We start from the raw sequence: 20,627 nt of genomic DNA, 5'->3' as shown, positions 1-20,627 counted from the left end.
AGTCGGTCCCTCACCCCTGCCCGCCGCGGGCGGGGGTGAGCCGCTGTCGTACGGCGCTCTTCACCCTTGACCAGAAAGCAGTCACGATGCATCAGCCCTCCGCCGACCTGCTCTCCCGCGGTGTCGGCCGCTCACTCGCCGCCGCGGTCGGCAACACCCCAGTCGTATGGGTCTCGGACCCCCTCACCCCGCCCGGACGCGGATTCTGGGCCAAACTCGAAGGCTTCAACCCCGGTGGCCTCAAGGACCGCCCGGCCCTCCACATGGTCTCCCGGGCCCGCGCACGCGGTGAGCTCGCGCCCGGCGCCGAGATCGTGGAATCCACCAGTGGCACGTTCGGCCTGGGACTCGCGCTCGCCGGGAAGGTCCACGGCCACCCCGTCACCGTGGTCACCGACCCGGGTCTGGAACCGGACATGCACCGACTGCTGCGCGCCCAGGGCGCCGAGGTCGACGTGGTCACCGCCCCGCATCCGGTGGGCGGTTGGCAGGAGGCCAGGCGGGCGCGGGTGCACGCGCTGCTGGCCGAGCGGCCCGGGGCGTGGTGCCCGGACCAGTACGCGAATCCGGACAACGTCGGCGCGTACGCCCCGCTGGCCCATGAGCTGTCCGCCCGGCTCGGCGCGATCGACGTCCTCGTCGTCAGCGTCGGCACCGGCGGGCACTCCGCGGGCATCAGCCGTGTCCTGCGCACCCTCGCCCCGCACCTGCGGGTCATCGGCGTGGACGCCACCGGCTCCACGATCTTCGGCCAGCCCGCCAGGCCGCGCCTGATGCGCGGCCTCGGCAGCAGCATCCATCCGCGCAACGTCGCCCACGAGCAGTTCGCCGAGGTGCACTGGGTCGCACCCGCCGAGGCCGTGTGGACCTGCCGTCGACTCGCGGGATCGCACTACGTGTCCGGTGGCTGGAGCGTGGGCGCGGTGGCGCTCGTCGCCAGCTGGGTCGCTCGTACGTACCCCTTGGGCACCAACATCGCCGCGGTCTTCCCGGACGGGCCGCACCGCTATCTCTCGACGGTCTACAACGACGACTACTGCCGCGAACACGATCTGCTCGGCGGGCGGCCCGCCGACGCACCGGACGAGATCGGCCACCCTTCGGAGCGGGAGGCCGTCCGCTGGACCCGGTGCCGCCGCGTCCTCGCGCCCGACCGGGAGATCGCCCCGCCGGGCCGGGAAGTCGTCGTAGCCGCGCGGGAGATCACCGTATCCCGGCGGGACAGCGCCGCCCCGGCGCCGGAGGTCGCCGCATCCGTGACGCAGGCCGTCGCACCCGCACCGGAGGCCGGCCGATGACCGCCGGTGTCCTCACCCAGGTGCGGTCCTACGACCGCAGTGTCCAACTGCTGCTGCTCAACCAGTTCACCATCAACCTGGGCTTCTACATGCTGATGCCCTTCCTCGCCCAGCACCTGTCCGGGCGGCTCGCCCTGACCGGCTGGCTGGTCGGGCTCATCCTGGGCATGCGCAACTTCAGCCAACAGGGCATGTTCCTCCTCGGCGGCACCCTCGCCGACCGCTTCGGCTACAAGCCCCTGATCGTGGCCGGCTGCGTGCTGCGCACCGTCGCCTTCGCCGCCCTGGGTCTGGTCGACTCGGTCCCGGGTCTGCTGGCCGCGTCGGCGGCCACCGGCTTCGCCGGGGCCCTGTTCAACCCGGCGGTACGCGCCTATCTGGCCCAGGGCGCGGGTGAGCGGCGCGTGGAGGCTTTCGCCCTGTTCAACATCTTCTACCAGGCGGGCATTCTGGCGGGACCCCTCATCGGGCTCGCCCTGACCCGTGTCGACTTCAAGCTGACCTGCCTGGTGTCGGCCGCGGTCTTCGCCGTTCTGACCGTGGTGCAGGTGCGCGCCCTGCCACAGGCACGCGGGGATTCCGGCGGCTCCGGCGGCAAGCGCGAGAGCATCGGCCGGCAGTGGCGTCAGGTGCTGGCCAACCGGCCGTTCCTGCTCTTCGCCGCCTCGATGACCGGCTCGTACGTGCTGTCCTTCCAGGTCTATCTCGCGCTGCCGATGGCGCTGCGCGACGCGGCCCCGGACGAGACGGCCGCGACGATCGGCACGAGCACCCTGTTCGCCGTCTCCGGGCTGGCCACCATCCTCGGCCAGACCCGCGTCACCGCCTGGTGCAGGAGGAACTGGACGTCCGACCGGGCCATCACCGTCGGCCTGGCGCTGATGGGCGCGGCCTTCCTGCCGCTCCTGATGCCCGTCCCGGCGGCGGGGCCCGGCCGCCTGATCGGCGCCATGGCGCCCGCGGTACTCTGCGGGCTCCTGCTGGCCGTGGCCACGATGGTCATCTACCCGTTCGAGATGGACACCATCGTCACGCTGGCCCAGGAGCGGCTCGTCGCCACTCACTACGGGCTGTACAACACCATCTGCGGCGTCGGGATCACCGCCGGTAACCTCCTGACCGGCGCGGCCCTGGACGCGTCCGGCCGCATCGGCCTGCCGGCCCTCCCCTGGCTCTCGTTGACGGCCCTGGGACTGGCCTGCGCGGGCGCGATCCATCTGCTGTCGTGCAGGGGAAGCCTCGCGGCGGCGCCGAAGAGCCCCGCCGCGTCACTGGCCGGGCGGAGCTAGCACCGGGCACGGGGACGTACGGCGCGAACAGCGGCGTACGTCCCCGTCGCGCACGGCGTCCTACATGCCGCCGGCGACGCGCATGATGGTGCCTGTCGCGTAGGAGGCGTCTTCGGAGAGCAGCCAGGAGACCGCCCCGGCGATCTCCTCGGGCTGCCCCGAGCGCCCCATGGGGATGGTGGCCGCGAGCTTCGCGGGGCGCTTGGGGTCCTCGTGGAACTCGGTCCAGATGACGCCCGGGGCAACGCAGTTGACCCGGATGCCGTCGGCGGCAACCTCCTTGGACAGGCCGACCGTCATCGTGTCCACGGCCGCCTTCGCCGCGGCGTAGTGGACGTACTGGCCGGGGCTGCCGAGGGTGGCCGCCGCCGACGAGACGTTGACGATCGCCCCGCCACCCGTGCGGGTCAGGTCCCGCACGGCCCGGCGCGCGCACAGCAGGTAGCCCAGGACGTTGACGTCCAGGGCCCGGCGCATCCCGTCGGCGTCGGCGTCCGCCAGTCGCCCGTTGGGTCCGCTCACCCCGGCGTTGTTGACCAGGCCGGTGACCGGTCCGAGGGCCGCGGCGGCGTCGAAGAGCGCGTCGACGGAGACTTCGTCGGCCGTGTCCACGGCCACCGTGACACAGCGGCGACCCGCGCGGAGGACGTCGGCGGCCACCGATTCGGCCGCGGCGGCGTCGGAGCGGTAGCCGATGACCACGTCATGCCCGTCGGCGGCCAGTCGTCGGCAGATCGCGGCTCCGATGCCGCGGCTTCCTCCGGTGACGACGGTGACTCGCTGGTGCTCACTCACTGCGGATTCCTCACGACGAAACGATGCGACGGCGAAAGGCCATTCTCCCCGGGGGCGGAGGGGCGCCGCGCCCGGCCGGTGATTCCGGCCAGAGCGCCGGCGCCGGCCACGGCCACGGCCACGTACGGGCAACGAACAACGAGTGTTCGGGGGCGCCGGGGATTTCAGGTGTGGTGTCGAGCGACGAACGTCGGAGAACTGTCCTGCGGCGCACGGCGGTTGCCGTGCGCCGCAGGACAGCAGCGGGCGGGTCCTTCAGTGGTTCAGCGCTTCAATGCCCGGCGCTTCGCCTCGAACGCGGTCGTCCAGTGCTTCGTCCGGTCGAGATACGCCGTTTCGGCCGCCGCCCCGGTCTTCCCGTGGGCGCCCACGTAGGTCAGATAGCCGTGACCGCCGGGAGGGCTGCTCGAAGCGGGTTCGATGGTGCTGCCCTCGTGCCATTCCGCGGCCGTCGTGCCCCAGCCCGAGCAGGATCCGGCCCTGCCTGTCGGTGACGACGACACCGACACCGGTGAGGCCGTTCGGTGTGGGCGCGGACCGTTCGGGGCGTTCGGCCGCGGGCTGCGCCGTCATGAGGTTCCTCCTGGGGTGGTCACGGACCCTGGCAGGTTAGACGCAACGCCCTCAGGTGCCCCACCCCCCTCCTACGGGTGCCTGCGGTGGCGGGAGCACGGCGCGAGACCACAGAGTTGACCATGAGCAATCAGCCGAACGACAGCGTCCGCCCCGACACCGCCCCGACACCGCCGGGCTCGATGAGCCGCCTCGCGCACAGCGCCTGGCAGGCCGTACTCCTCGCCGGGGTCGCGACCCTCGTCCTGGGCGTCCTGGTCCTCGTCTGGCCGGGCGCTTCGCTCCTCGCGGTCGGCGTGCTCTTCGGCGTGTACCTGGTGGTGAGCGGTGTGCTCCAGCTGGCAGCGGCCTTCGGCACGCATGTGTCGACCGCGCTGCGGGTGATGGCCTTCATCAGCGGCGCCCTGTCCATCCTGCTGGGTCTGTTCTGCTTCCGCGGGGCCATGCAGTCGATCCTGCTGCTCGCCCTGTGGGTCGGTATCGGCTGGCTGTTCCGCGGCATCACCCAGGTCGTGGCCGGGGTGTCCGACGAGTCGATGCCCGCCCGGGGCTGGCAGGTCTGCCTCGGGGTGATCAGCGCCCTGGCGGGAATCGTGCTGATCGTCTCGCCGCTGGAGTCGGTGGCCGTCCTGACGGTCGTCGGCGGCTGCTGGCTGCTGGCCCTCGGCGTGATCGAGACCGTGACCGCCTTCCAGGTGCGCGCACGCGCGAAGCACCTGGCGCCGGCGGCCTAGCACCTCGCGCCCAGGGGCTGTCAGGTGCGCGGAACGTCCTGCACGGCACGCTCCTCGCGCCGGGGGCCCTCCGCGATCGGCAGCAGCACCTGCGGGCCCTGGCACTCACGCAGCCAGCGCCGCAGCACCCGGTGGACCTGCTCCGCGCCGACCAGTTCCTGCCCCTCGGCGACCGGCCGGGAGAGCGTGAACGGCGACAGCAGGAAGGGTCGCCCCTGCTCGCCCCCGAGACCGCCGTGCGAGCCGATCTGCTCCTCGAAGGCGTGCACCCGGCCGCTGACCGGGTCGTGCCAGGAGTTGACCATGATGTCAGCGACGTGCGGGAAGCCGTCCGTCCGCCGTACGGCGTCGGCGGCGCCGGGGCCGAAGGCCGCCAGCGGCCCGGTGTCCCCCACGTCCGGATCGTCGAGCCGCAACCGCGCGCCGTTCGCACCGAGCACCAGGGCGCCGTACTCCTCACTGCGTACGAGCAGGAACCCGATGCCCGGGTGGTTGGCGAGGGTGCTCAGCAGCGCGGGGTGCAGCCGGTCGATCTGCTCGCAGGTCGCCCGGCCCCCGATGTCGGGGAACGAGATCAGCCCCAGATTGCCCGAGGCGAGCACCACCGGGTCGGTGCCGGGCCCCACGTGCTCCTCCCCGCCCTCGACCGGCGGCCGGTGCAGCGCGATCCGGACCGCGTCGCGCGCCTCGGCGCCGCTCATGCTGCGCGCGGCCCCGCGCGGTACGGGCAGCCCGCAGCCCGCCCGGACGAGGTCGGCGAGGGTCAGCCCGTACGCGTTCGCGAAGGTCTCGCCGGGGCTCTGCCCGTGGTCGGACAGCAGCACGATCCGGTAGGTGCGCGGGGTGCGTTCGGCGAGCTTGGCGATCAGCGCCAGCGACCGGTCGAGCCGCTCCAGGACCTTCCGCGCGTCCGGGCTGTGCGGGCCGGAGTGGTGCGCCACTTCGTCGTACCCGACGAGGTCGGCGTAGACGGCGGTGCGCCCGACGAGGATGTCGCCGAGCACCGCCGCGACGACCACGTCCCGCTCGACGACCGTCGCGAAGGCCCGGATGAAGGGGTAGAGGCCGCCCCGCTTCACCCGTGGTGTGTCGCCGCGCAGCCGGGCGCGGGTGGACTGGCCGATCTCGCGGCCGACTTCGGCGACGAAGGACATCGCCGTACGCACGGCGTTGGCCGGGTCGGAGAAGTAGGTGAAGTAGCCGGCCCGGGAGCGGTTGGACCTGCCGCGCCTGGCCGCGATGGACAGGACGAGGGCGAGCTGGTCGGCGCCGCCACTGAAGAGGTTGCCGCGGCTCGCGCCGTCGAAGGTGAGCAGTCCGCCGTCCTTGGTCCGCTCGATCGCACGGCGCTGCATGCGGGCGGCGCTCGCCGGGCGGCTGGAGACCAGGATCTCGCCGGTCTCCTTCTCGTACCAGCGGAAGGCGGGGACGTCGTGGTTGGAGCCGTGCAGGATACCGAGCTGGCTGGCGCCGGTCTGGCTGGACCAGTCGGTGCGCCAGGGGATCAGCCGGTGCGAGGGTTCGGAGCCGTCCAGCCACTGCGCGACGGTGGGCATCAGGCCCGCGGCGGCGGCCCGCAGCAGCACATCGTGGCCCACGCCGTCGAGTTGCAGGAAGACGGTGCCGGGCAGCCCGGTGCGCCCGTCGTCCGCACCCTGCCTGCGACGGCGGCGCTGCGCGAGCCGGGAGATCCTGCGCCGGTAGGCGTCGTCGTCGCGGACCGCGAGCGCGCCGGACGTCGCGGAGGCGACGGCGGACATGACGGCGGCGACGACCACCGCGGTCTGCGGGTCGGACTCGCCGCGCCCGTCGGGGATGAGGCGCAGCGCGATCAGCAGGAGCGAGCCGTTCAGGAAGAAGACCAGCACGCCCAGGACGAGAGCGGGAACGAGCAGCAGCGCCCGTACGGCCACCGGCCAGACCAGTGCGCCGAGCAGGCCGAAGGCGCCCGCGCCCCAGACCGCGGTGAGCGCGATCCTGGTGATGCTGTCGTCGTCGTCGGCCCGGAGCTGGAAGTCCGGCAGGATGCCCGCGAGTGCCAGCATCGTCAGCGTGGACACCGCCCAGACCGCGATCACCCGCAGCAGAGTTCCGCCCGCTCTACGCCATCGCCGTGCGCGCACGCCTTTGCCACCTCATGAGATCCCCGGACCGCCCCTGCGGCCCGGCTCCCAGCCTGGCACAACCGGGTGGACGGCCCGGCCCTTCCGCACCGGTGGGCGGCCACGGGCCCGGGGTGCGGCTCCCGGTGCGGAAATCAGCAGCCGTCGTAGCCGGCCGTCGGCATCGACAGCCTGCGGTGGACGCTGGCCTTCATGGCGGCGTCGTACGCCGGTTCGTCGAGGCCCGCGGTCTCCAGGCGGACGCCTCGGCGCTCGCATTCCGCGGAGAACTCCCGCACCGACCTCAAGGCCCTCGCCAGCACACGCTCGTTGGGTGCGACGAACAGGTCCACGGTGCCCGCCTCGACGTCCGCCCACAGTCCGCAGTGGTCGGGGCGCATCCCGTAGAAGACCAACTGCCGTGTGACGACATAGCCCTTGTCGGCGGCCCAGCGCGCGCACATCGTCTGCTGGCTGCGGGTGTCCACGAGGAAGGGATCCAGGTCCAGCTCTTCGAGCGGAGTCAGGCTGGCGATGGCCGCCACTCGTACCTCGTCCATGACCGGGCCCCTCCGTGCTAGCTGTCGCCGCAGACCCTACTCCGATCGGGCCATGGGGAGGAGGCGCACATCAGGGCGGTGCGGAGTAGCCGCAGGAGTGGCAGATCTGCCAGCCGTCCTGGGTGATGGCCAGGACTCCCCCGCAGCGCGGACACTGCTCGGCATACGCGGCCCAATACAGCCAATGCATGGTCAAGGCGCCGCCCTCCTTCATTCCCCGATTGCTACCCAGCGCCTTTCTGAGCAGACTCCGCGGGCGCGGTCGGCCGGGTGCCGCTCCGGGTCTTCCGTTGCCGGGCCGTAGGCTCGTACCCGGAGATCCGACAGCGAGGAGGCAGTTCGTGCCGGTGGAGATCACCTGGTGGGGCCATGCCACCTGCACGGTCGAGGACTCCGGGGTCCGCGTGCTGACCGACCCGCTCTTCGCCCGACGACTCGCGCATCTGCGGCGCAGGCGCGGCGCGGTGCCGCCGCCCGCGGCGGCCGTGGCGGACGTGGCGCTCGTGTCGCATCTGCACTCCGACCATCTGCATCTGCCGTCGTTGGCCCGGCTCGCGCCCGGTACCCGGCTGATCGTGCCGCGCGGCGCGGTGCAGGCCGTGCCCGGACTGCGCAGGCTCTCCGCGCTGGACATCTCGGAGGTCGACGCGGGGGACGAGGTACGGGTCAAGGATCTGCGAGTACGGGCGGTTCCCGCACTGCACGACGGGCGGCGGCTGCCGATGGGGCCGCACCGCGCCCCCGCGCTCGGCTTCGTCGTCACCGGTGAGGCGCGTACGTACTTCGCCGGGGACACCGGGCTCTTCGACACGATGGCCGACGCGGTGGGGCCCGTCGATGTGGCGCTGCTGCCGGTCGGCGGCTGGGGACCGTATCTCGGGCAGGGGCACCTGGACGCGGGGCGGGCGGCGCAGGCGCTCGCCCGGATCGCGCCGCGCTCCGCGGTGCCGGTGCACTACGGCACGTACTGGCCGATCGGGATGGACGGCGTCCGGCCGCACGAGTTCCACGCGCCGGGCGAGGAGTTCGTACGGCAGGCGGCCAGGCAGGCGCCGGGGGTCGCGGTGCACCGGCTCGCGCACGGCGAGAGTGTCCGGCCGGAGACCGCGCGGTGATCCTCGATCTGGTGGGCGGTCTGCCCACGGAGTCGACCCAGCAGGCGTTCGGCTATCCGACGCTGTTCGCGCTGGTGGTTCTGGGATCGCTGGTGCCCGTGGTGCCGACGGGAGCGCTGGTGAGTACGGCCGCGGTGGTGGCGTTCCACCAGACCGACCCGATCGCGCTGCTGATCGTCTTCCTGGTGGCGGCGTCCGCGGCCTTCCTCGGGGACCTCGGCCTGTACTGGCTGGGGGTGCGCGGGGTGCGCTCGAAGAGCGGCTCGCGCTGGCTGGAGACGCTGCGCAGGCGGGCTTCCCCGGAACACCTCGAACAGGCGCAGCGCAAGCTGGACGAGCACCGGTCGATGGTTCTCGTGCTGTCCCGGCTGATGCCGGCCGGGCGGATCCCGGTGATGCTGGCGTGCCTGCTCGGCAAGATGCCGATGCGGCGGTTCGCCCGCGGCGACATTCCGGCCTGCCTCGCGTGGGCCGCGGCGTACCAGCTGATCGGAATCCTGGGCGGCACGCTCTTCGCCGAGCCGTGGGAGGGCGTGGTGGCCGCGGTGGCGCTGACGCTGCTGATCAGCGGGGTGCCTTCGTTGTGGCGCAGGGTGCGCCGGACCCAGCCGACGTAGCGGGGTGTCGTGCTCACGCGGCAAGGATCCGTGAGCCGCCGACCGGCAGGTCCCACAGCTGCTCGCGGGGGCGGCCCGTCGCCTCCCAGGCGGCACGCACCCGGGTCAGCGGTTCGAGCACCGGCTCGGCCGACAGCAGGAAGGTGCCCCAGTGCATGAGGGCCATCCGCATCGCCCCGAGGTCCTCGCAGGCCTGCACGGCCTCTTCCGGGTCCGCGTGTACGTCGCTCAGCCACCAGCGCGGGTTGTACGCGCCGATCGGGAGCAGCGCCAGGTCGATGCCCGGGTGGCGGGCGCCGATCTCTTTGAACCAGTGGCCGTAGCCGGTGTCGCCGGCGAAGTGGATCCGCCGCCCCTGCTGGTCGCTCAGCACCCAGCCGCCCCACAGGGAGCGGCAGGTGTCGAGGAGGGAGCGCTTGCTCCAGTGGTGGGCGGGGACGAAGTCGAAGCGGACGCCGCCCAGTTCCGCGGCTTCCCACCAGTCGAGCTCGGTGACCCTGGTGAAGCCCCGGCGCCGGCACCAGCGGGCCAGTCCCGCCGGGACGAAGAGCAGGGTGTCGCGCGGGAGTCTCTTGAGGGTAGGCGCGTCCAGGTGGTCGTAGTGGTTGTGGCTGATGACCACCGCGTCGATGTGTGGCAGGTCCGCCCAGGGGACGCCGACGGGCGTGACGCGGGCCGGGGTGCCCAGGATCCGGCGGGACCAGACGGGGTCGGTGAGGACCGTGAGCCCGCCGATACGGACCACCCAGCTGGCGTGGCCCGCCCAGGTGACGGCGACCGTCGTCACGTCGGTGGCGGGCAGCGGGGCCGGCTCGTACGGCAGCAGGGCGACGTCGCGGAGGCCTTCGGGGCCCGGCCGCATGGTGCCCTCGCGGGCCAGCCTGGCGAAGGCCTTGACGCCGGGGAGCGGGGTGGTGAGCCGGCCGGCGAAGGAGCGGGGCCAGCGGCGGAGCTCACCGAGGGGGCGGGTCGGGGTGGCCACGCCGGGGGCGGGCAGGGCCACGGGACCACCGGGGACGGCGGTGTCCGTGCGGGAGCTCTCGGTCTTCTGTTCCGTCATCGAGGCTGCTCCGTTTCGGTGGCGTGCGCCGGCTCAGGGGTCATCCCAGTTCGTCGAAAGCCGACCCGAGCATGCTCAACGCTCTTGCCACGTGCGGCAATTCCAGCGGATCCGCTGCTGTGAGGGACTCCATACGCTGCTCCGGCGTTGCCCCGAGGAGCCCGGCGGTCGCGATCCGTACGCGCAGCGCGCTCATGTCGTCCCCGAAGCGGTGGCCGCCGGGCACCGGACTGCCGAGGCGGGTGCTCAGGTGGTCCTCGACCTCCATCGAGTCGGTGACCCCCCGCGCGGCGAGGCCCGCCCGCAACGGGCCGAGGTCGACGTACAGGTGACGGCCCGCCTGCGGGGGGCGTGCGAGCGCGCCGGAGGCGAGGACCGCGCGATGCGCGGCGGCGGCCACCCGCGCGTGCAGGGTGGTGGCGGCCACGGTCCTGGCGGTGACGGGCTCCGGTTCGCCCAGTGCGTACGCCGCCGCCTCGGCCACCGGGCCCGTCACGGCGGCGCCGAGCGCGGTGAGGATGTCGAGGGTTGCGCCGCGCAGACCCGCGCCGTACTCCGTGAGGGGGAAGCGGGCGACGGCGACCGGCCAGGCCGCGGGGGTGTGGCCGCCGGCCAGGTCGACGAGAACGGTGACCTGGCCGGGGTACATCTCGGCGGGGCTCAGGAGCACCGCCTGGTACGGCCGGTGCACGGTGGAGCTCCAGGTCTCGTCGCTGACGATGTGCAGGCCCTCGGACGCCGCGGCTTCGCAGACCTCGTGCACGACCTCGGGCGGGGCGACGGTGGCGGTCGGGTCGTCGGGCAGACACAGCAGCAGCAGCTTCGGATCACCACCCTCGGCGCGGACCCGCCGCACGGTCTCCAGGAGCGCGTACGGGTCGGGCACGCCGCCGCACTCCGCCGGAGTGGGCACGTGGTAGACGGGCCGACCCAGGGTCCGCGCCAGCGGCACCCACCAGGCCGGGCACGGGCGCGGCAGCAGGATGTCGCCGCCGCGGGCGGCCATCAGGGCGGCCAGCAGCGGCGGGGCGCCGGGCGCGGCCGCCACGCACCCGGCGTCGCCGTGCAACCCGCGCCGCTCCCAGTACCCGGCGGCCGCCGCGCGCAGGGCGGGTCCCCCGCCGGGCGGCTCGGCGTCGGTCCGCCCGGCGGCGGCGGCGAACACGGCTGCCAGCTCGGGCAGCACCGGCAGTCCGGGCTCGGGAGCGGGCGGCCCGTAGCGGACGGGGCCGCGTCCTGCCGGGGCCGTCCGCCGCATCGCCGCCACCTCCACCGCTCCGGCCCAGGACGACCGGCCCACTGATCCGCTGGGAACGTCTGCCCGGCTCCAGTGCCCTTTATACGGAGGTTCGTCGCATCGCGCTTCCCCGGACGGCCGCCCGGATCATGTCCGGGCGGCCGTCCGGGCTCTCCCCGCGACCGTCCGGCCGACCACGGCCCACGCGGACACCCCGGCCCCCGGGGAGGTCATCGCCGGACCACGCGCCGGCGGGCCGGGGTGCCCGCTACGAGCTGTCGGCCATCCGGGCCAGGTCCCTTTCCAGGCCGCGCCCCCGGCCCCTGACCACTCCCTCGGCGACCTCGGCGAGCTTGCGGTTGGAGCTCTGTGAGAGGCGCCGCAGCATCCCGAAGGCGTCCTGCGCGTCGCAGCCCAGGATGTGCATCACCATGCCGGTGGCCTGGTCGATGACGGGGCGGGTGCGCAGCGCCGCGGCCAGCTGGTCCACCTCGGTCAGGACGGCGCGGTAGTGCCGGTCGCGGACCAGGCTCGCGGTGACCTGCTCCAGGAGGATGCCCACCGGGCCGTGCACCACGTCCTCCAGCGTTCGGGGGCGGAAACTGAAAAGACTGACGGTCACTTCGATGCCGGCCCGGCGCTGCGGGAGCGTCACGCTGGACCGTACGCCGGATGCGAGGGCCGACGCCCGGTACGCGGGCCACCGCTCGTCGGTGAGCAGGTCCGGGGAGCCGGCCGGCCCGCCCAGTGCGAGCGCGGAGAGGACGGGTCCCGCGTCCGCCGTGAGCTGCACGGCGACCAGCTCGGCCAGATCGGGATGGGTGGCGGCGCTGCGGCGCCCGGGCCCACCGTCGGTGAATGTCGTCGCCGCGCCGCAGCAGGAAGGGGCGCACCGTACGGCTTGCCCGGCCAGTTCGGACAGCCTCCGCACGGTCGAGGCGGACTGCGGTCCTCGGCGTTCCGGTTCCAGGGACATGACGGTACGCCTCCCCTCTCCCCGGCTCACTCCTCGTGCGGCTTCCCCCCGTCCGGTCCGCGAAACCGCTGGGCGGGCTAGCTTTCTCGTATGACGACAACGGACGAGTTCGGTGCGGAGCTTGCTGATTTCGTCAGACGGGTCGGGGAGTTGAGGACCGCCCGTGCGATGCCGGCCGACGAGCGTCTCGCCGCCTTGAACGCGGCTCTCCTCGAACTCCAGCATGTGGCCGACTCCTTGTGGCCCCGGTTCGAGCAACTGGCCGCAGCCGGGCGGGGCGCCCCCGCCGCTGACCGGCAGGAGGGGCAGTTACTCAGGGCGCTGTTCCAGCGGCTGCCGCTGCCTGTCGCCCTGATCGACCGGGACACCGTCGTACGGAGGCTGAACGCCGCCGCGACGGGGCTCACCGGTGTGCGCGCCGGATACACGACGGGGCGGCCACTGGCCGCCCTCCTCACGCCCGGCGACCGGGCCGCCTTCCGCTCGCAGGTCGCGGCCACGGCGCGCGGCGAGGGCGCGCGCAGCCTCGTCGTGCGCCTCCAACAGCGCCCGCACGAAGCCCTGTTGACCACGCTCAGCGCGCTGCGCCCGCCCGACGGGCCGCGAGTCGCGGTGCTCGCCGTCTTCCAGGCAGGCCGATCAAGCGCACGGTCGTCCTGGGGCCCGCCGACGCCGGAAACCGTCCGCTCGCCGAGGCGTTGGCCGGGCAGGACCCGGCCGACTGCCCACTGGTGGTGGCGGCCGCCCGTGGCGGCGCCGCGAGGCTCCAGGTGCGGCCGGAGGACACCGACAGCTTCGGCCACGACCTGTCCGGGGCCCCGGTGCTCGTACGGGCCGATGTCACCTCGCTGTTGTGCGTCCCGCTGACCGCTCCGGGCGACGGCGGCGCCGTCGGGCCCGTACAGGGAGTCCTCACTCTCTTCCGTACGGGCCCGCGGCGTGCGTTCTCCATGGCGGAGGGTCAGGTCATGGACCTGATGGCCCGCCATGCCGCCATCGCTATGCGGCCTCCCGCAGGGCCTGGTCGCGCAGCTGGGTACAGCAACGGCTGATCAGCCGGGAGACATGCATCTGCGAGAGGCCCAGGTCCTCGGCGATGCGGCTCTGCGTCATGTCGCCGAAGAAGCGCATGTACAGGATCCGCTTGTCGCGCTCCGGGAGCCTGCGCAGGCCCGGCTTGACGGCCTCGCGGTCGATGATGACGTCGAGGGCCGGGTCGCTGCTGCCGAGGGCGTCGCTGAGCGAGTACCCGTCGTCGGTACCGGGAAGTACGGCGTCGAGGGACAACGCCGTGAACGAGTCGAGCGCTTCGAGCCCGGCGACGGCCTCCTCCTCGGTCATACCGGCCTGCGCGGCGATCTCCGCGAGGGCCGGGGCGCTGCCGGACGCGGTCTGGGACAGCTCCTGCTGGGCGGTGCGCACCCGATTACGGAGGTCCTGGACACGGCGCGGCACATGGAGCGTCCACATGTGGTCGCGGAAGTGGCGCTTGATCTCGCCGGTGATGGTCGGCACGGCAAAGCTCTCGAAGGCCGAGCCGTGCTCGGGGTCGTACCGGTCGACCGCCTTGACGAGGCCGAGCGCGGCCACCTGGCGCAGATCCTCAAGTGCCTCGCCGCGGTTGCGGAACCGGCTCGCGAGACGGTCCGCCATGGGAAGCCAGGCGTTCATGATCTCCTGCCGCACGGCGCTGCGCTCGGCCCCGTCGGGGAGAGTCGTCATAAGCCGGAAGGCATCCGCCGTGTCGGGGGCGTCGTCGTGCGGGTGTTTCCGCTGCGTAGGTGTACGCATCTTCTTTGCAACTCCCTGAACGGTGCAAAACGGATGGGTGTCACCGTGGAGAGGGAGGGCAGAACGGGCCTTCGAAGTCCGGCCCCGGGCGTCCGGACACTGTTCGTGACACGCCCGGAGCGATACCAACCGCTCCCACGGACGTGCCTCCGGTCCGAAGCACATGCTTCGCCTGCCCGGCCGCCGACCGGCCAAACAAACCCGTGCGGCACGCGCCGTTTGCTCCGGCCCACGCCTGGTACTCGGTCAGGTACTGCCGGGATCCCCGCGGATCCCCTAACTCCCCCTGCCGAAGGGGCCCAGGAGGTCCGCATATGAGCACCACTGTCACCCACCGGCCGCCACGCGTCCGCCTCTGCCTCTGCCGTAGCGAGCACGGCGGTGCGAAGTGAGCGGCAGCGAAGGGCGGAAGGGCCGGAAGTCGGACGGCCAGGACCGAGAACGGGAGGCTGGACGAGGAGCGGCGCCCAGCCCCGGCGCCGAGGCCGCCGCGCCCGGCTCTCCCCGGGAGATACCGGCCCGGTCGTGGGGGGCCGTACTGCGCCGTACCGCGAGCGAGTTCATGGACGACGAACTCGCCGACAAGGCCGCCGCGCTCACGTACTACGGGGTGCTGTCGATCTTCCCGACCCTGCTGATGCTGGTTTCCGTGCTCGGCACCGTGGGCGAGAACGCGACGCGCCAGGTGCTCGACGAGGTCAAGGGCCTCACGCCGGGGCCGGCCAGGGACATCCTCACCTCGTCGCTGGAGGACCTGCGGCTCTCGGGCGGGTCGAGCGGTCTGGTCGTGGTGATCAGCCTTCTTGGCGCACTGTGGGCCGCGTCGGGTTACGTCGCCGCCTTCATCCGGACCTCCAACGCCGTCTACGACCTGCCGGAGGGCAGGCCCATCTGGAAGATCACGCCGCTGCGGGTCGGACTCACGCTGGCGTTGCTGGTGCTGCTGGCGTGCAGCCTGCTCATCGTGGTGTTCACCGGCTCGCTGGCGCAGTGGGCCGGTGACGCGATCGGTGTCGGCGACGAGGCGCTGACCGTGTGGACCTTCGCCAAGTGGCCCGTTCTCGCACTGCTTGTGGTGCTGATGCTCGCGCTGCTGTTCTGGGCCGCGCCCAACGCCAAGGTAGAGGGGTTCCGCTGGCTGTCCCCGGGCAGCGTCGTCGCCTTGGTGCTGTGGCTGCTGTTCTCCGCCGGGTTCGCGTTCTATCTGGCCAACTTCGCCTCGTACAACAAGACGTACGGCGCGATGGCGGGTGTCGCGATCTTCCTGCTGTGGATGTGGCTGTCCAACCTGGCGATCCTGCTCGGGCTCGAATTCGACGCGGAACTCGCCAGGCAGCGGGCCATGGAAGGAGGGCTCCCCGCGGACGAGGAGCCCTATGTCGCCCCGCGCGACACCCGCAAGTGGCCGCCGGGGCTGCGCCGCCGGCGCCGGGGTGTCGGCCCGGCGGGCCGGGCCGGCGAGGGCACAGATGAGGCCGGGGCCCAGGAGGCCGGGGCTGCGAGAGAGGCCGGGGCCGAACGGCCCGACGGCGTCAGCCGGCCGGACCGGTAGCCGGGCCGGAGACCACCGGCAGCCGCGCCGGAGAAGACGCCCCGGCCCGCCGGACCACAGCCGCGGTCCGGTCACCGGTCCGCCCGGTGACCGGACCGCGGCTGTGTACACGGGTGCCCTGTGCCGTATACCCGTCTGCCGGGTGCCGTGTGCCACGAGCCCCGGCCCGTCCGGCCGGCGGCAGGGCCCCGGCCGGCAGCCCGTGGCGGAGGCCGGTCCGGCCAGTGGGGCGGTCCGGCCGGAGGTCAGTCCGGCCGGTAGCCGGTCACGCGGCGGACCGCGGTGGCTCCGCCGCGTTCCACCGTCACGCGCACGACCGCGAAGGTCGCGCCCTCCAGGGCCGCGACCGGCAGGATCTCGCGCCACCTGCGGTCCCGGTCCATCGGCTCCGGGGCCTCGCGCTCGCCCGCCACCGCCCGCCACAGGCGGCGGAAGGCGGCGCCGGCGAGCAGACCGCCGCCGATTTTGAAGAGCATCCCCACGGGTTTGTAGTGCACCTTGCCCAGAGCGCCATGGTCAGCGCTTCCTTGCGTGGCGCCGCGCCAGCGCCACCACCGCGAACGCGACGACCGCCCCGACGACGGCGGCCAGCGGGCGCGGATGGCGGCGGCCCGCCCCGACCACCTGGACGGCGGCCTGCCTGGCCTGCTCGGGAGTGTGCTCCTGGACCTGGTGCGCGGCGTGCGACGCGCTCGCGCTCACCCGGCCCTTGACCTCGGCGGCCTTCACCTGCGTACGAGCCTTCACATCCGCTTTGGCCGCGAGCTGCTCCACCGTTTCGCCGAGCCGTTCCCGCGCCTGCTCCACACGCTCCTGGGCGCCCTGCGTGTCGTCGTCGTGGCCTGCCCGGCCCGTCCTGTCCTCGTCGTCGCTGGTCCTGCTCATCGATGTGCCCTTCCCTTCAGTTCCTCGATGTCGGTCCGGACGCTCGCCGCGGCCTCCTCGGGAGCCAGCGGCACGGCCCGCCGCATCTGACGCCTGCCCAGCAGGGCGAGTATCCCGGCCACCGCGGCGAGTACCACCGTGACGATCAGCCCGCCGGCCCAGACCGGCAGGACGACCGCCAGCGCCGCGATGGCCGTGGCCACGAGCGCCTGCAGTGCGAGCAGGGCCGTCAGTCCGGCGCCTCCGAAGAGCCCGCCGCCGAGGCCGGCCCTCTTGCCCTTTTCCTTCATTTCCGTCCGAGCGAGCCGGAGTTCTTCGCGAACGAGTTCGGCAAGCTACTCCGAAGCGCGCTTGACCAGTTCAGCTGCCGATGGCTCGGTCGACTGGGTCACGGTCCTTCGCCTCCGTCGGCGTCAGTACGAAGTCCTCGTAGCGGCCGGGCCCGATGTGCACGCCCGGCACGAGAACCGGAATCAATAGCCGGAATCAGCACAGCCAATACCGCCATGGCCTTGCCCTTCCTGCGGAACGGCCTGGAGGGCGGGTCACCCGCGTGCCCGCTCGCAAACCCCCGCCCCGCCGTGTGTTTGCCGTGTGCACTCCGGGTACCCGGCACTGATCCCGGCGGCGCGGCGGCGACGGAAGCGAAGAAAGAGAAGAGGCGGACAGTCATGGCCCGGTTCGTGCGGGAAGTCATGACGGCGGGTGTGGCGGCCGTACGTCCGGACGCCTCGCTCGTCGAAGCGGCTCAGCTGATGCGCGCGCAGGACATCGGTGATGTCCTGGTGGCACAGGGAGACCACCTGATCGGGGTGCTCACCGACCGGGACATCACTCTGCGAGCGGTCGCCGACGGCGTCGATCCCCTCACCGTCAACGCCCAGTCGGTGTGTACGCCCTCGTCGGTGTCCGTGGGTCCCGACGACGAGGTCGCCACGGCCGTCGCTCTGATGCGGCAGCACGCCGTCGAGCGGCTGGCGGTGATCGCGGACGGGCGGCCGCTGGGTGTGGTGAGAATCGAAGACCTCCGTCCCGGCAACAGCAACCGAAAAGTCGAATGAGGAGCGCTATGCGTATCGCATTTCTCGTAGCACCCGAAGGCGTCGAGCAGGTCGAACTGACGCAGCCCTGGCGGGCGGTGACCGAGGCGGGCCACACCCCCCGGCTGGTCTCCACGGACTCGGGACGGATCCAGGCGTTCAACCATCTCGACAAGGCCGACACCTTCCCCGTCGACCAGCTGGTCGACGACGCCTCGGTCAAGGAGTACGGCGCTCTCGTGCTGCCGGGCGGTGTGGCCAACCCGGACCTCCTGCGGACGAACGAGCAGGCGGTCGCCTTCGTCAAGTCCTTCTTCGACGCGGGCAAACCGGTCGCGGCGATCTGTCACGCACCGTGGACCCTCATCGAGGCGGACGTGCTGCGGGGCAGGACGCTGACCTCGTGGCCGAGTCTGCGCACCGATATTCGCAATGCGGGCGGCAGCTGGGTCGACGAGCAGGTGAAGGTCTGCGACGGCGGCCCCGGCACGCTGATCACCAGCCGCAACCCGGACGACCTCAAGGCGTTCTGCGAGGCGTTCACCGCCGAGTTCGCCAAGACCGGCGGCCAGTGACCAACGGGCCGGATCGCGCTCAGGTCCTCTCCCCCGCCCGGGGTACCGGGCGGGGGAGGTTCGCGTGCGGGGCCGGTAGATCCGGCCGCTAGACCCTGCGCCCCAGCAGGGAGAGGAGCTTGGTCCGGGCGTCGGCCCCGGCGGGCGGTTCCACCGGTGCGCCGAACAGCCCGGTCTTCTCCAGGTCCGCCGAGTACGGCCCGAATTCCCGCGCCGTGAAGCTCACCAGCTCGTCCGGCAGCCGCTCGTCCGCCCCGATGGCCCGGGACAGGTCCCAGGTGTGCACCACGGCGTCGGCGACCATCTGCGAACCGTAGGCGGCGACGGTGCTCTCCCCGTACGACAGCGCCACCCGGCGCTCCAGGGCGCCCGGCTCCGCGAACGCCGCGCGGGCCCCCGCCGCCGCCCGGTCCCAGACGGCCACCGGGTCCTCGCCCAATACGTCGCCGCTGAAGGTGTCACCGACCTCCGCGACCGTCCGCCGGGCGGTGACCAGCTCCGGCACCCACAGCTGCTCCTCGGCGAGGTGGCGCACCAGGTCCCGCACCGACCAGCCCGTGCAGGGAGTGGGCGCCTGCCACTGATCCTGGCGCACCGCGTGCACCCGGTCGGTGAAGAGGGCGAGTGCCTCGGCGTGACGCGTGAGGAGAGGGTTCGTATCCATGGGGTTCACTGTTCCCTCACCCGTGCCCCGGCGCGAATCCGAACGGCCTCCGGTCTGCAGCCGCCGCTGCCCCACCGGACCCTCCTTGTGGTGAGCGACGGAACAGGCGACCGGTTGTACCGGCTGATTCGGAAGCGGTCCGGCCGGGTACGCGCGCACCATGTCTTCACCACGCACACACCATCCCACCAGCCGCCTGCCCGGCCGGCTCGCCACCTGGTTGAGCGGCCGCGACCAGGCCATCTTTCACGGGGTGGCGGCCCGCCACTGGCCCGGCGCCGACTATGTCCTGCCCCGCCTGAGCCACGGCGCCAACCATGGTGTGCTGTGGTTCGGAACGGCCGCCGGGCTGGCGGCCCTGGGCGGCAGCACCCGTGCGCGGCGGGCGGCGGTGCGTGGGGTCGCCTCGCTCGCGCTGGCCTCCGCCACCGTGAACACGGTGGGCAAGCGTTCGGTGCGCCGGGTGCGGCCGGTGCTGGACTCGGTGCCGCTGGTGCGGCAGCTGAAGCGCCAGCCGATCACCACGTCCTTCCCGTCCGGGCACTCCGCGTCCGCCGCCGCCTTCGCGACGGGTGTGGCCCTCGAATCGAAGGGCTGGGGTGCGGTGGTGGCGCCGGTCGCGGCAGCCGTCGCGGTCTCCCGCGTCTATACGGGCGCCCACTATCCGAGCGATGTGCTGGTCGGCGCGGCGCTGGGGGTGGGGGCGGCGTTCGCGGTGCGCGGGCTCGTACCGACGAGGTCGCAGATGCCGGCCCCGGGGCGCCCGCACACCCAGGCTCCGGCGCTCCCCGGTGGGCAGGACCTGGTCGTCGTGGTCAACAAGCGCTCGGGCTCGGCGGCTGCCAAGGCCACCCTGGTGCGGGACGCGCTGCCTCTCGCGCAGGTCGTCGAGTGCGAGCCCGAGGAGCTGTGCGACGCGCTGGAGAAGGCAGCCAAGGAAGGCAGGGCGCTCGGCATCTGCGGTGGCGACGGCACGGTCAACCGGGCCGCCGTGGTCGCCGCGACCCACCGGATTCCGCTCGCGGTCTTCCCCGGCGGCACGCTGAACCACTTCGCGTACGACCTGGGCATCGAGGAGGTCCACGACACCTGCCGGGCGCTGGCGTCCGGCGACGCCGTCAAGGTCGACCTGGGCCGCTTCACGCCGGGCCCTGGGGGCGACGACGAGCCGGGGTACTTCCTCAACACGTTCAGCCTGGGCGTCTACCCGGAGCTGGTGCGGATCCGGGAGCACTGGGGGCCGCGCATCGGCGGCTGGCCCGCGGGTGTGCTCGCGGCGGTGAAAGTGCTCCGCGACGAACGGCCGCTGGAGGCGCAGGTGGGCCAGCACAAGAGCCGCAGACGCTCGGTGTGGATGCTGTTCGCCGGGAACGGCATGTACCAGCGGATGGGTCCGACCCCCGGCCGGCGCTTCGACATGGCCGACGGCCTGCTGGACGTGCGCGTGGTGCACGGCGGGCGGCTGCCGGGCCTGCGGCTGCTGGCCGCGGCGCTCGCCGGACCACTGAGCCGCTCGCCCGTGCACGCGGCGCAGCGGCTGCGCCGGGTGTGGATCTCCGGGCTGGCGCCGGGCACGCTGCTCGCATTCGACGGTGAGGTGGTCGACGCCCCCGAGGAATTCGTCATCGACAAGGCCGACGAAGCCCTCACCGTGTACCGCCCGCTGGCCCTGTGAATTGCCGGAGACGTCCGACAGGGTAAAGAGGAAAGGGGACAACGGCCTTGGGCCGTTGTCCCCTTTCCCTTGCGCCGCACGGCCGTTCG

Annotated in this window: 22 protein-coding genes and 1 pseudogene; 10 read left to right on the top strand and 13 right to left on the bottom strand. The window is 72.9% G+C overall.

Annotated elements, in window-relative coordinates:
- Positions 1-86: 86 nt before the first annotated feature.
- Both ACLLJJ_RS37350 and ACLLJJ_RS37345 read left to right on the top strand, forming a co-directional pair.
- Positions 87-1,298, top strand: coding sequence for a PLP-dependent cysteine synthase family protein (locus ACLLJJ_RS37350; RefSeq protein ID WP_434599134.1), 1,212 nt, complete (start codon positions 87-89; stop codon positions 1,296-1,298).
- Positions 1,295-2,587 carry an MFS transporter gene (locus tag ACLLJJ_RS37345; RefSeq protein ID WP_434599133.1) on the top strand — a complete coding sequence of 431 codons (1,293 nt, stop codon included), beginning with the start codon at positions 1,295-1,297 and terminating at the stop codon, positions 2,585-2,587. The genes ACLLJJ_RS37350 and ACLLJJ_RS37345 overlap by 4 nt, the downstream gene beginning before the upstream one ends.
- A gap of 60 nt (positions 2,588-2,647) precedes the next feature.
- On the opposite strand, the gene ACLLJJ_RS37340 is transcribed toward ACLLJJ_RS37345, so the two are convergent.
- Complete coding sequence (locus ACLLJJ_RS37340) at positions 2,648-3,382, bottom strand: SDR family NAD(P)-dependent oxidoreductase (protein ID WP_434599132.1); 735 nt, start codon at positions 3,380-3,382, stop codon at positions 2,648-2,650.
- Positions 3,383-3,645: 263 nt separating this feature from the next.
- A complete protein-coding gene (locus ACLLJJ_RS37335; protein ID WP_434599131.1) occupies positions 3,646-3,885 on the bottom strand; it encodes a hypothetical protein in 240 nt (79 codons plus the stop codon).
- 192 nt (positions 3,886-4,077) lie between these two features.
- Between ACLLJJ_RS37335 and ACLLJJ_RS37330 the strand changes: the two genes are divergently transcribed.
- On the top strand, positions 4,078-4,689 hold the full coding sequence (locus ACLLJJ_RS37330) for an HdeD family acid-resistance protein (RefSeq protein ID WP_434599130.1): 612 nt from the start codon (positions 4,078-4,080) through the stop codon (positions 4,687-4,689).
- A 20-nt stretch (positions 4,690-4,709) separates the two neighbouring features.
- Here ACLLJJ_RS37330 and ACLLJJ_RS37325 read toward each other — a convergent pair whose 3' ends face one another.
- From ACLLJJ_RS37325 to ACLLJJ_RS37315, 3 genes are all read right to left on the bottom strand, one after another.
- Complete coding sequence (locus tag ACLLJJ_RS37325; RefSeq protein WP_434599129.1) at positions 4,710-6,812, bottom strand: phage holin family protein; 2,103 nt, start codon at positions 6,810-6,812, stop codon at positions 4,710-4,712.
- A 134-nt stretch (positions 6,813-6,946) separates the two neighbouring features.
- Entirely contained in the window at positions 6,947-7,351 is a 405-nt protein-coding gene (locus tag ACLLJJ_RS37320; RefSeq protein WP_434599128.1) for a hypothetical protein, read from the bottom strand.
- A gap of 70 nt (positions 7,352-7,421) precedes the next feature.
- Positions 7,422-7,547: a hypothetical protein gene (locus tag ACLLJJ_RS37315; RefSeq protein ID WP_434599127.1), complete on the bottom strand. Its 126-nt coding sequence runs from the start codon at positions 7,545-7,547 to the stop codon at positions 7,422-7,424.
- A gap of 145 nt (positions 7,548-7,692) precedes the next feature.
- Here ACLLJJ_RS37315 and ACLLJJ_RS37310 point away from each other — a divergent pair, with 145 nt between their 5' ends.
- Both ACLLJJ_RS37310 and ACLLJJ_RS37305 read left to right on the top strand, forming a co-directional pair.
- Positions 7,693-8,466 carry an MBL fold metallo-hydrolase gene (locus ACLLJJ_RS37310; protein ID WP_434599126.1) on the top strand — a complete coding sequence of 258 codons (774 nt, stop codon included), beginning with the start codon at positions 7,693-7,695 and terminating at the stop codon, positions 8,464-8,466.
- Positions 8,463-9,083, top strand: a complete 621-nt coding sequence (locus ACLLJJ_RS37305; RefSeq protein ID WP_434599124.1) for a DedA family protein — start codon at positions 8,463-8,465, stop codon at positions 9,081-9,083. The genes ACLLJJ_RS37310 and ACLLJJ_RS37305 overlap by 4 nt, the downstream gene beginning before the upstream one ends.
- A gap of 13 nt (positions 9,084-9,096) precedes the next feature.
- Here the strand turns inward: ACLLJJ_RS37305 and ACLLJJ_RS37300 are convergent, their stop codons facing one another.
- The 3 genes from ACLLJJ_RS37300 to ACLLJJ_RS37290 form a co-directional block, all read right to left on the bottom strand.
- Positions 9,097-10,143, bottom strand: coding sequence for an MBL fold metallo-hydrolase (locus tag ACLLJJ_RS37300; RefSeq protein ID WP_434599123.1), 1,047 nt, complete (start codon positions 10,141-10,143; stop codon positions 9,097-9,099).
- 40 nt (positions 10,144-10,183) lie between these two features.
- Positions 10,184-11,401, bottom strand: coding sequence for an aminotransferase class I/II-fold pyridoxal phosphate-dependent enzyme (locus ACLLJJ_RS37295; RefSeq protein ID WP_434599122.1), 1,218 nt, complete (start codon positions 11,399-11,401; stop codon positions 10,184-10,186).
- Positions 11,402-11,648: 247 nt separating this feature from the next.
- Positions 11,649-12,356: an ANTAR domain-containing response regulator gene (locus tag ACLLJJ_RS37290; protein ID WP_434599121.1), complete on the bottom strand. Its 708-nt coding sequence runs from the start codon at positions 12,354-12,356 to the stop codon at positions 11,649-11,651.
- Positions 12,357-12,446: 90 nt separating this feature from the next.
- On the opposite strand from ACLLJJ_RS37290, the gene ACLLJJ_RS37285 reads away from it, so the two are divergent.
- Entirely contained in the window at positions 12,447-13,223 is a 777-nt protein-coding gene (locus ACLLJJ_RS37285) for a PAS domain-containing protein (protein ID WP_434599120.1), read from the top strand.
- Positions 13,224-13,355: 132 nt separating this feature from the next.
- On the opposite strand, the gene ACLLJJ_RS37280 is transcribed toward ACLLJJ_RS37285, so the two are convergent.
- A complete protein-coding gene (locus ACLLJJ_RS37280; protein WP_434599119.1) occupies positions 13,356-14,147 on the bottom strand; it encodes an RNA polymerase sigma factor SigF in 792 nt (263 codons plus the stop codon).
- Between the two features lie 388 nt (positions 14,148-14,535).
- Between ACLLJJ_RS37280 and ACLLJJ_RS37275 the strand changes: the two genes are divergently transcribed.
- Complete coding sequence (locus tag ACLLJJ_RS37275; RefSeq protein ID WP_434599118.1) at positions 14,536-15,699, top strand: YihY/virulence factor BrkB family protein; 1,164 nt, start codon at positions 14,536-14,538, stop codon at positions 15,697-15,699.
- A gap of 245 nt (positions 15,700-15,944) precedes the next feature.
- Here ACLLJJ_RS37275 and ACLLJJ_RS37270 read toward each other — a convergent pair whose 3' ends face one another.
- The 3 genes and pseudogenes from ACLLJJ_RS37270 to ACLLJJ_RS37260 form a co-directional block, all read right to left on the bottom strand.
- Positions 15,945-16,196, bottom strand: coding sequence for a DUF4235 domain-containing protein (locus ACLLJJ_RS37270; RefSeq protein ID WP_434599117.1), 252 nt, complete (start codon positions 16,194-16,196; stop codon positions 15,945-15,947).
- A 19-nt stretch (positions 16,197-16,215) separates the two neighbouring features.
- Positions 16,216-16,584 (bottom strand): DUF3618 domain-containing protein, encoded by a 369-nt coding sequence (locus tag ACLLJJ_RS37265; protein ID WP_434599116.1) that lies wholly within the window; start codon positions 16,582-16,584, stop codon positions 16,216-16,218.
- Positions 16,581-16,904 (bottom strand): annotated as a pseudogene (locus tag ACLLJJ_RS37260) (phage holin family protein); the annotation flags it as partial. The gene ACLLJJ_RS37265 and the pseudogene ACLLJJ_RS37260, both read right to left, overlap by 4 nt.
- A gap of 351 nt (positions 16,905-17,255) precedes the next feature.
- On the opposite strand from ACLLJJ_RS37260, the gene ACLLJJ_RS37255 reads away from it, so the two are divergent.
- Both ACLLJJ_RS37255 and ACLLJJ_RS37250 read left to right on the top strand, forming a co-directional pair.
- Positions 17,256-17,645 carry a CBS domain-containing protein gene (locus ACLLJJ_RS37255; RefSeq protein ID WP_434599115.1) on the top strand — a complete coding sequence of 130 codons (390 nt, stop codon included), beginning with the start codon at positions 17,256-17,258 and terminating at the stop codon, positions 17,643-17,645.
- Positions 17,646-17,653: 8 nt separating this feature from the next.
- Positions 17,654-18,199 carry a type 1 glutamine amidotransferase domain-containing protein gene (locus ACLLJJ_RS37250; protein ID WP_434599113.1) on the top strand — a complete coding sequence of 182 codons (546 nt, stop codon included), beginning with the start codon at positions 17,654-17,656 and terminating at the stop codon, positions 18,197-18,199.
- 88 nt (positions 18,200-18,287) lie between these two features.
- On the opposite strand, the gene ACLLJJ_RS37245 is transcribed toward ACLLJJ_RS37250, so the two are convergent.
- Complete coding sequence (locus tag ACLLJJ_RS37245) at positions 18,288-18,863, bottom strand: TIGR03086 family metal-binding protein (RefSeq protein ID WP_434599112.1); 576 nt, start codon at positions 18,861-18,863, stop codon at positions 18,288-18,290.
- A 160-nt stretch (positions 18,864-19,023) separates the two neighbouring features.
- Between ACLLJJ_RS37245 and ACLLJJ_RS37240 the strand changes: the two genes are divergently transcribed.
- Positions 19,024-20,538 (top strand): bifunctional phosphatase PAP2/diacylglycerol kinase family protein, encoded by a 1,515-nt coding sequence (locus ACLLJJ_RS37240; protein ID WP_434599111.1) that lies wholly within the window; start codon positions 19,024-19,026, stop codon positions 20,536-20,538.
- Positions 20,539-20,627: the final 89 nt, after the last annotated feature.

It is taken from the genome of Streptomyces sp. A5-4 (assembly GCF_051131715.1).
GTDB lineage: Bacteria > Actinomycetota > Actinomycetes > Streptomycetales > Streptomycetaceae > Streptomyces.
The sequence above is the reverse complement of the archived record's forward strand: the minus strand, read 5'-3'. Positions and strand labels throughout refer to the sequence as shown.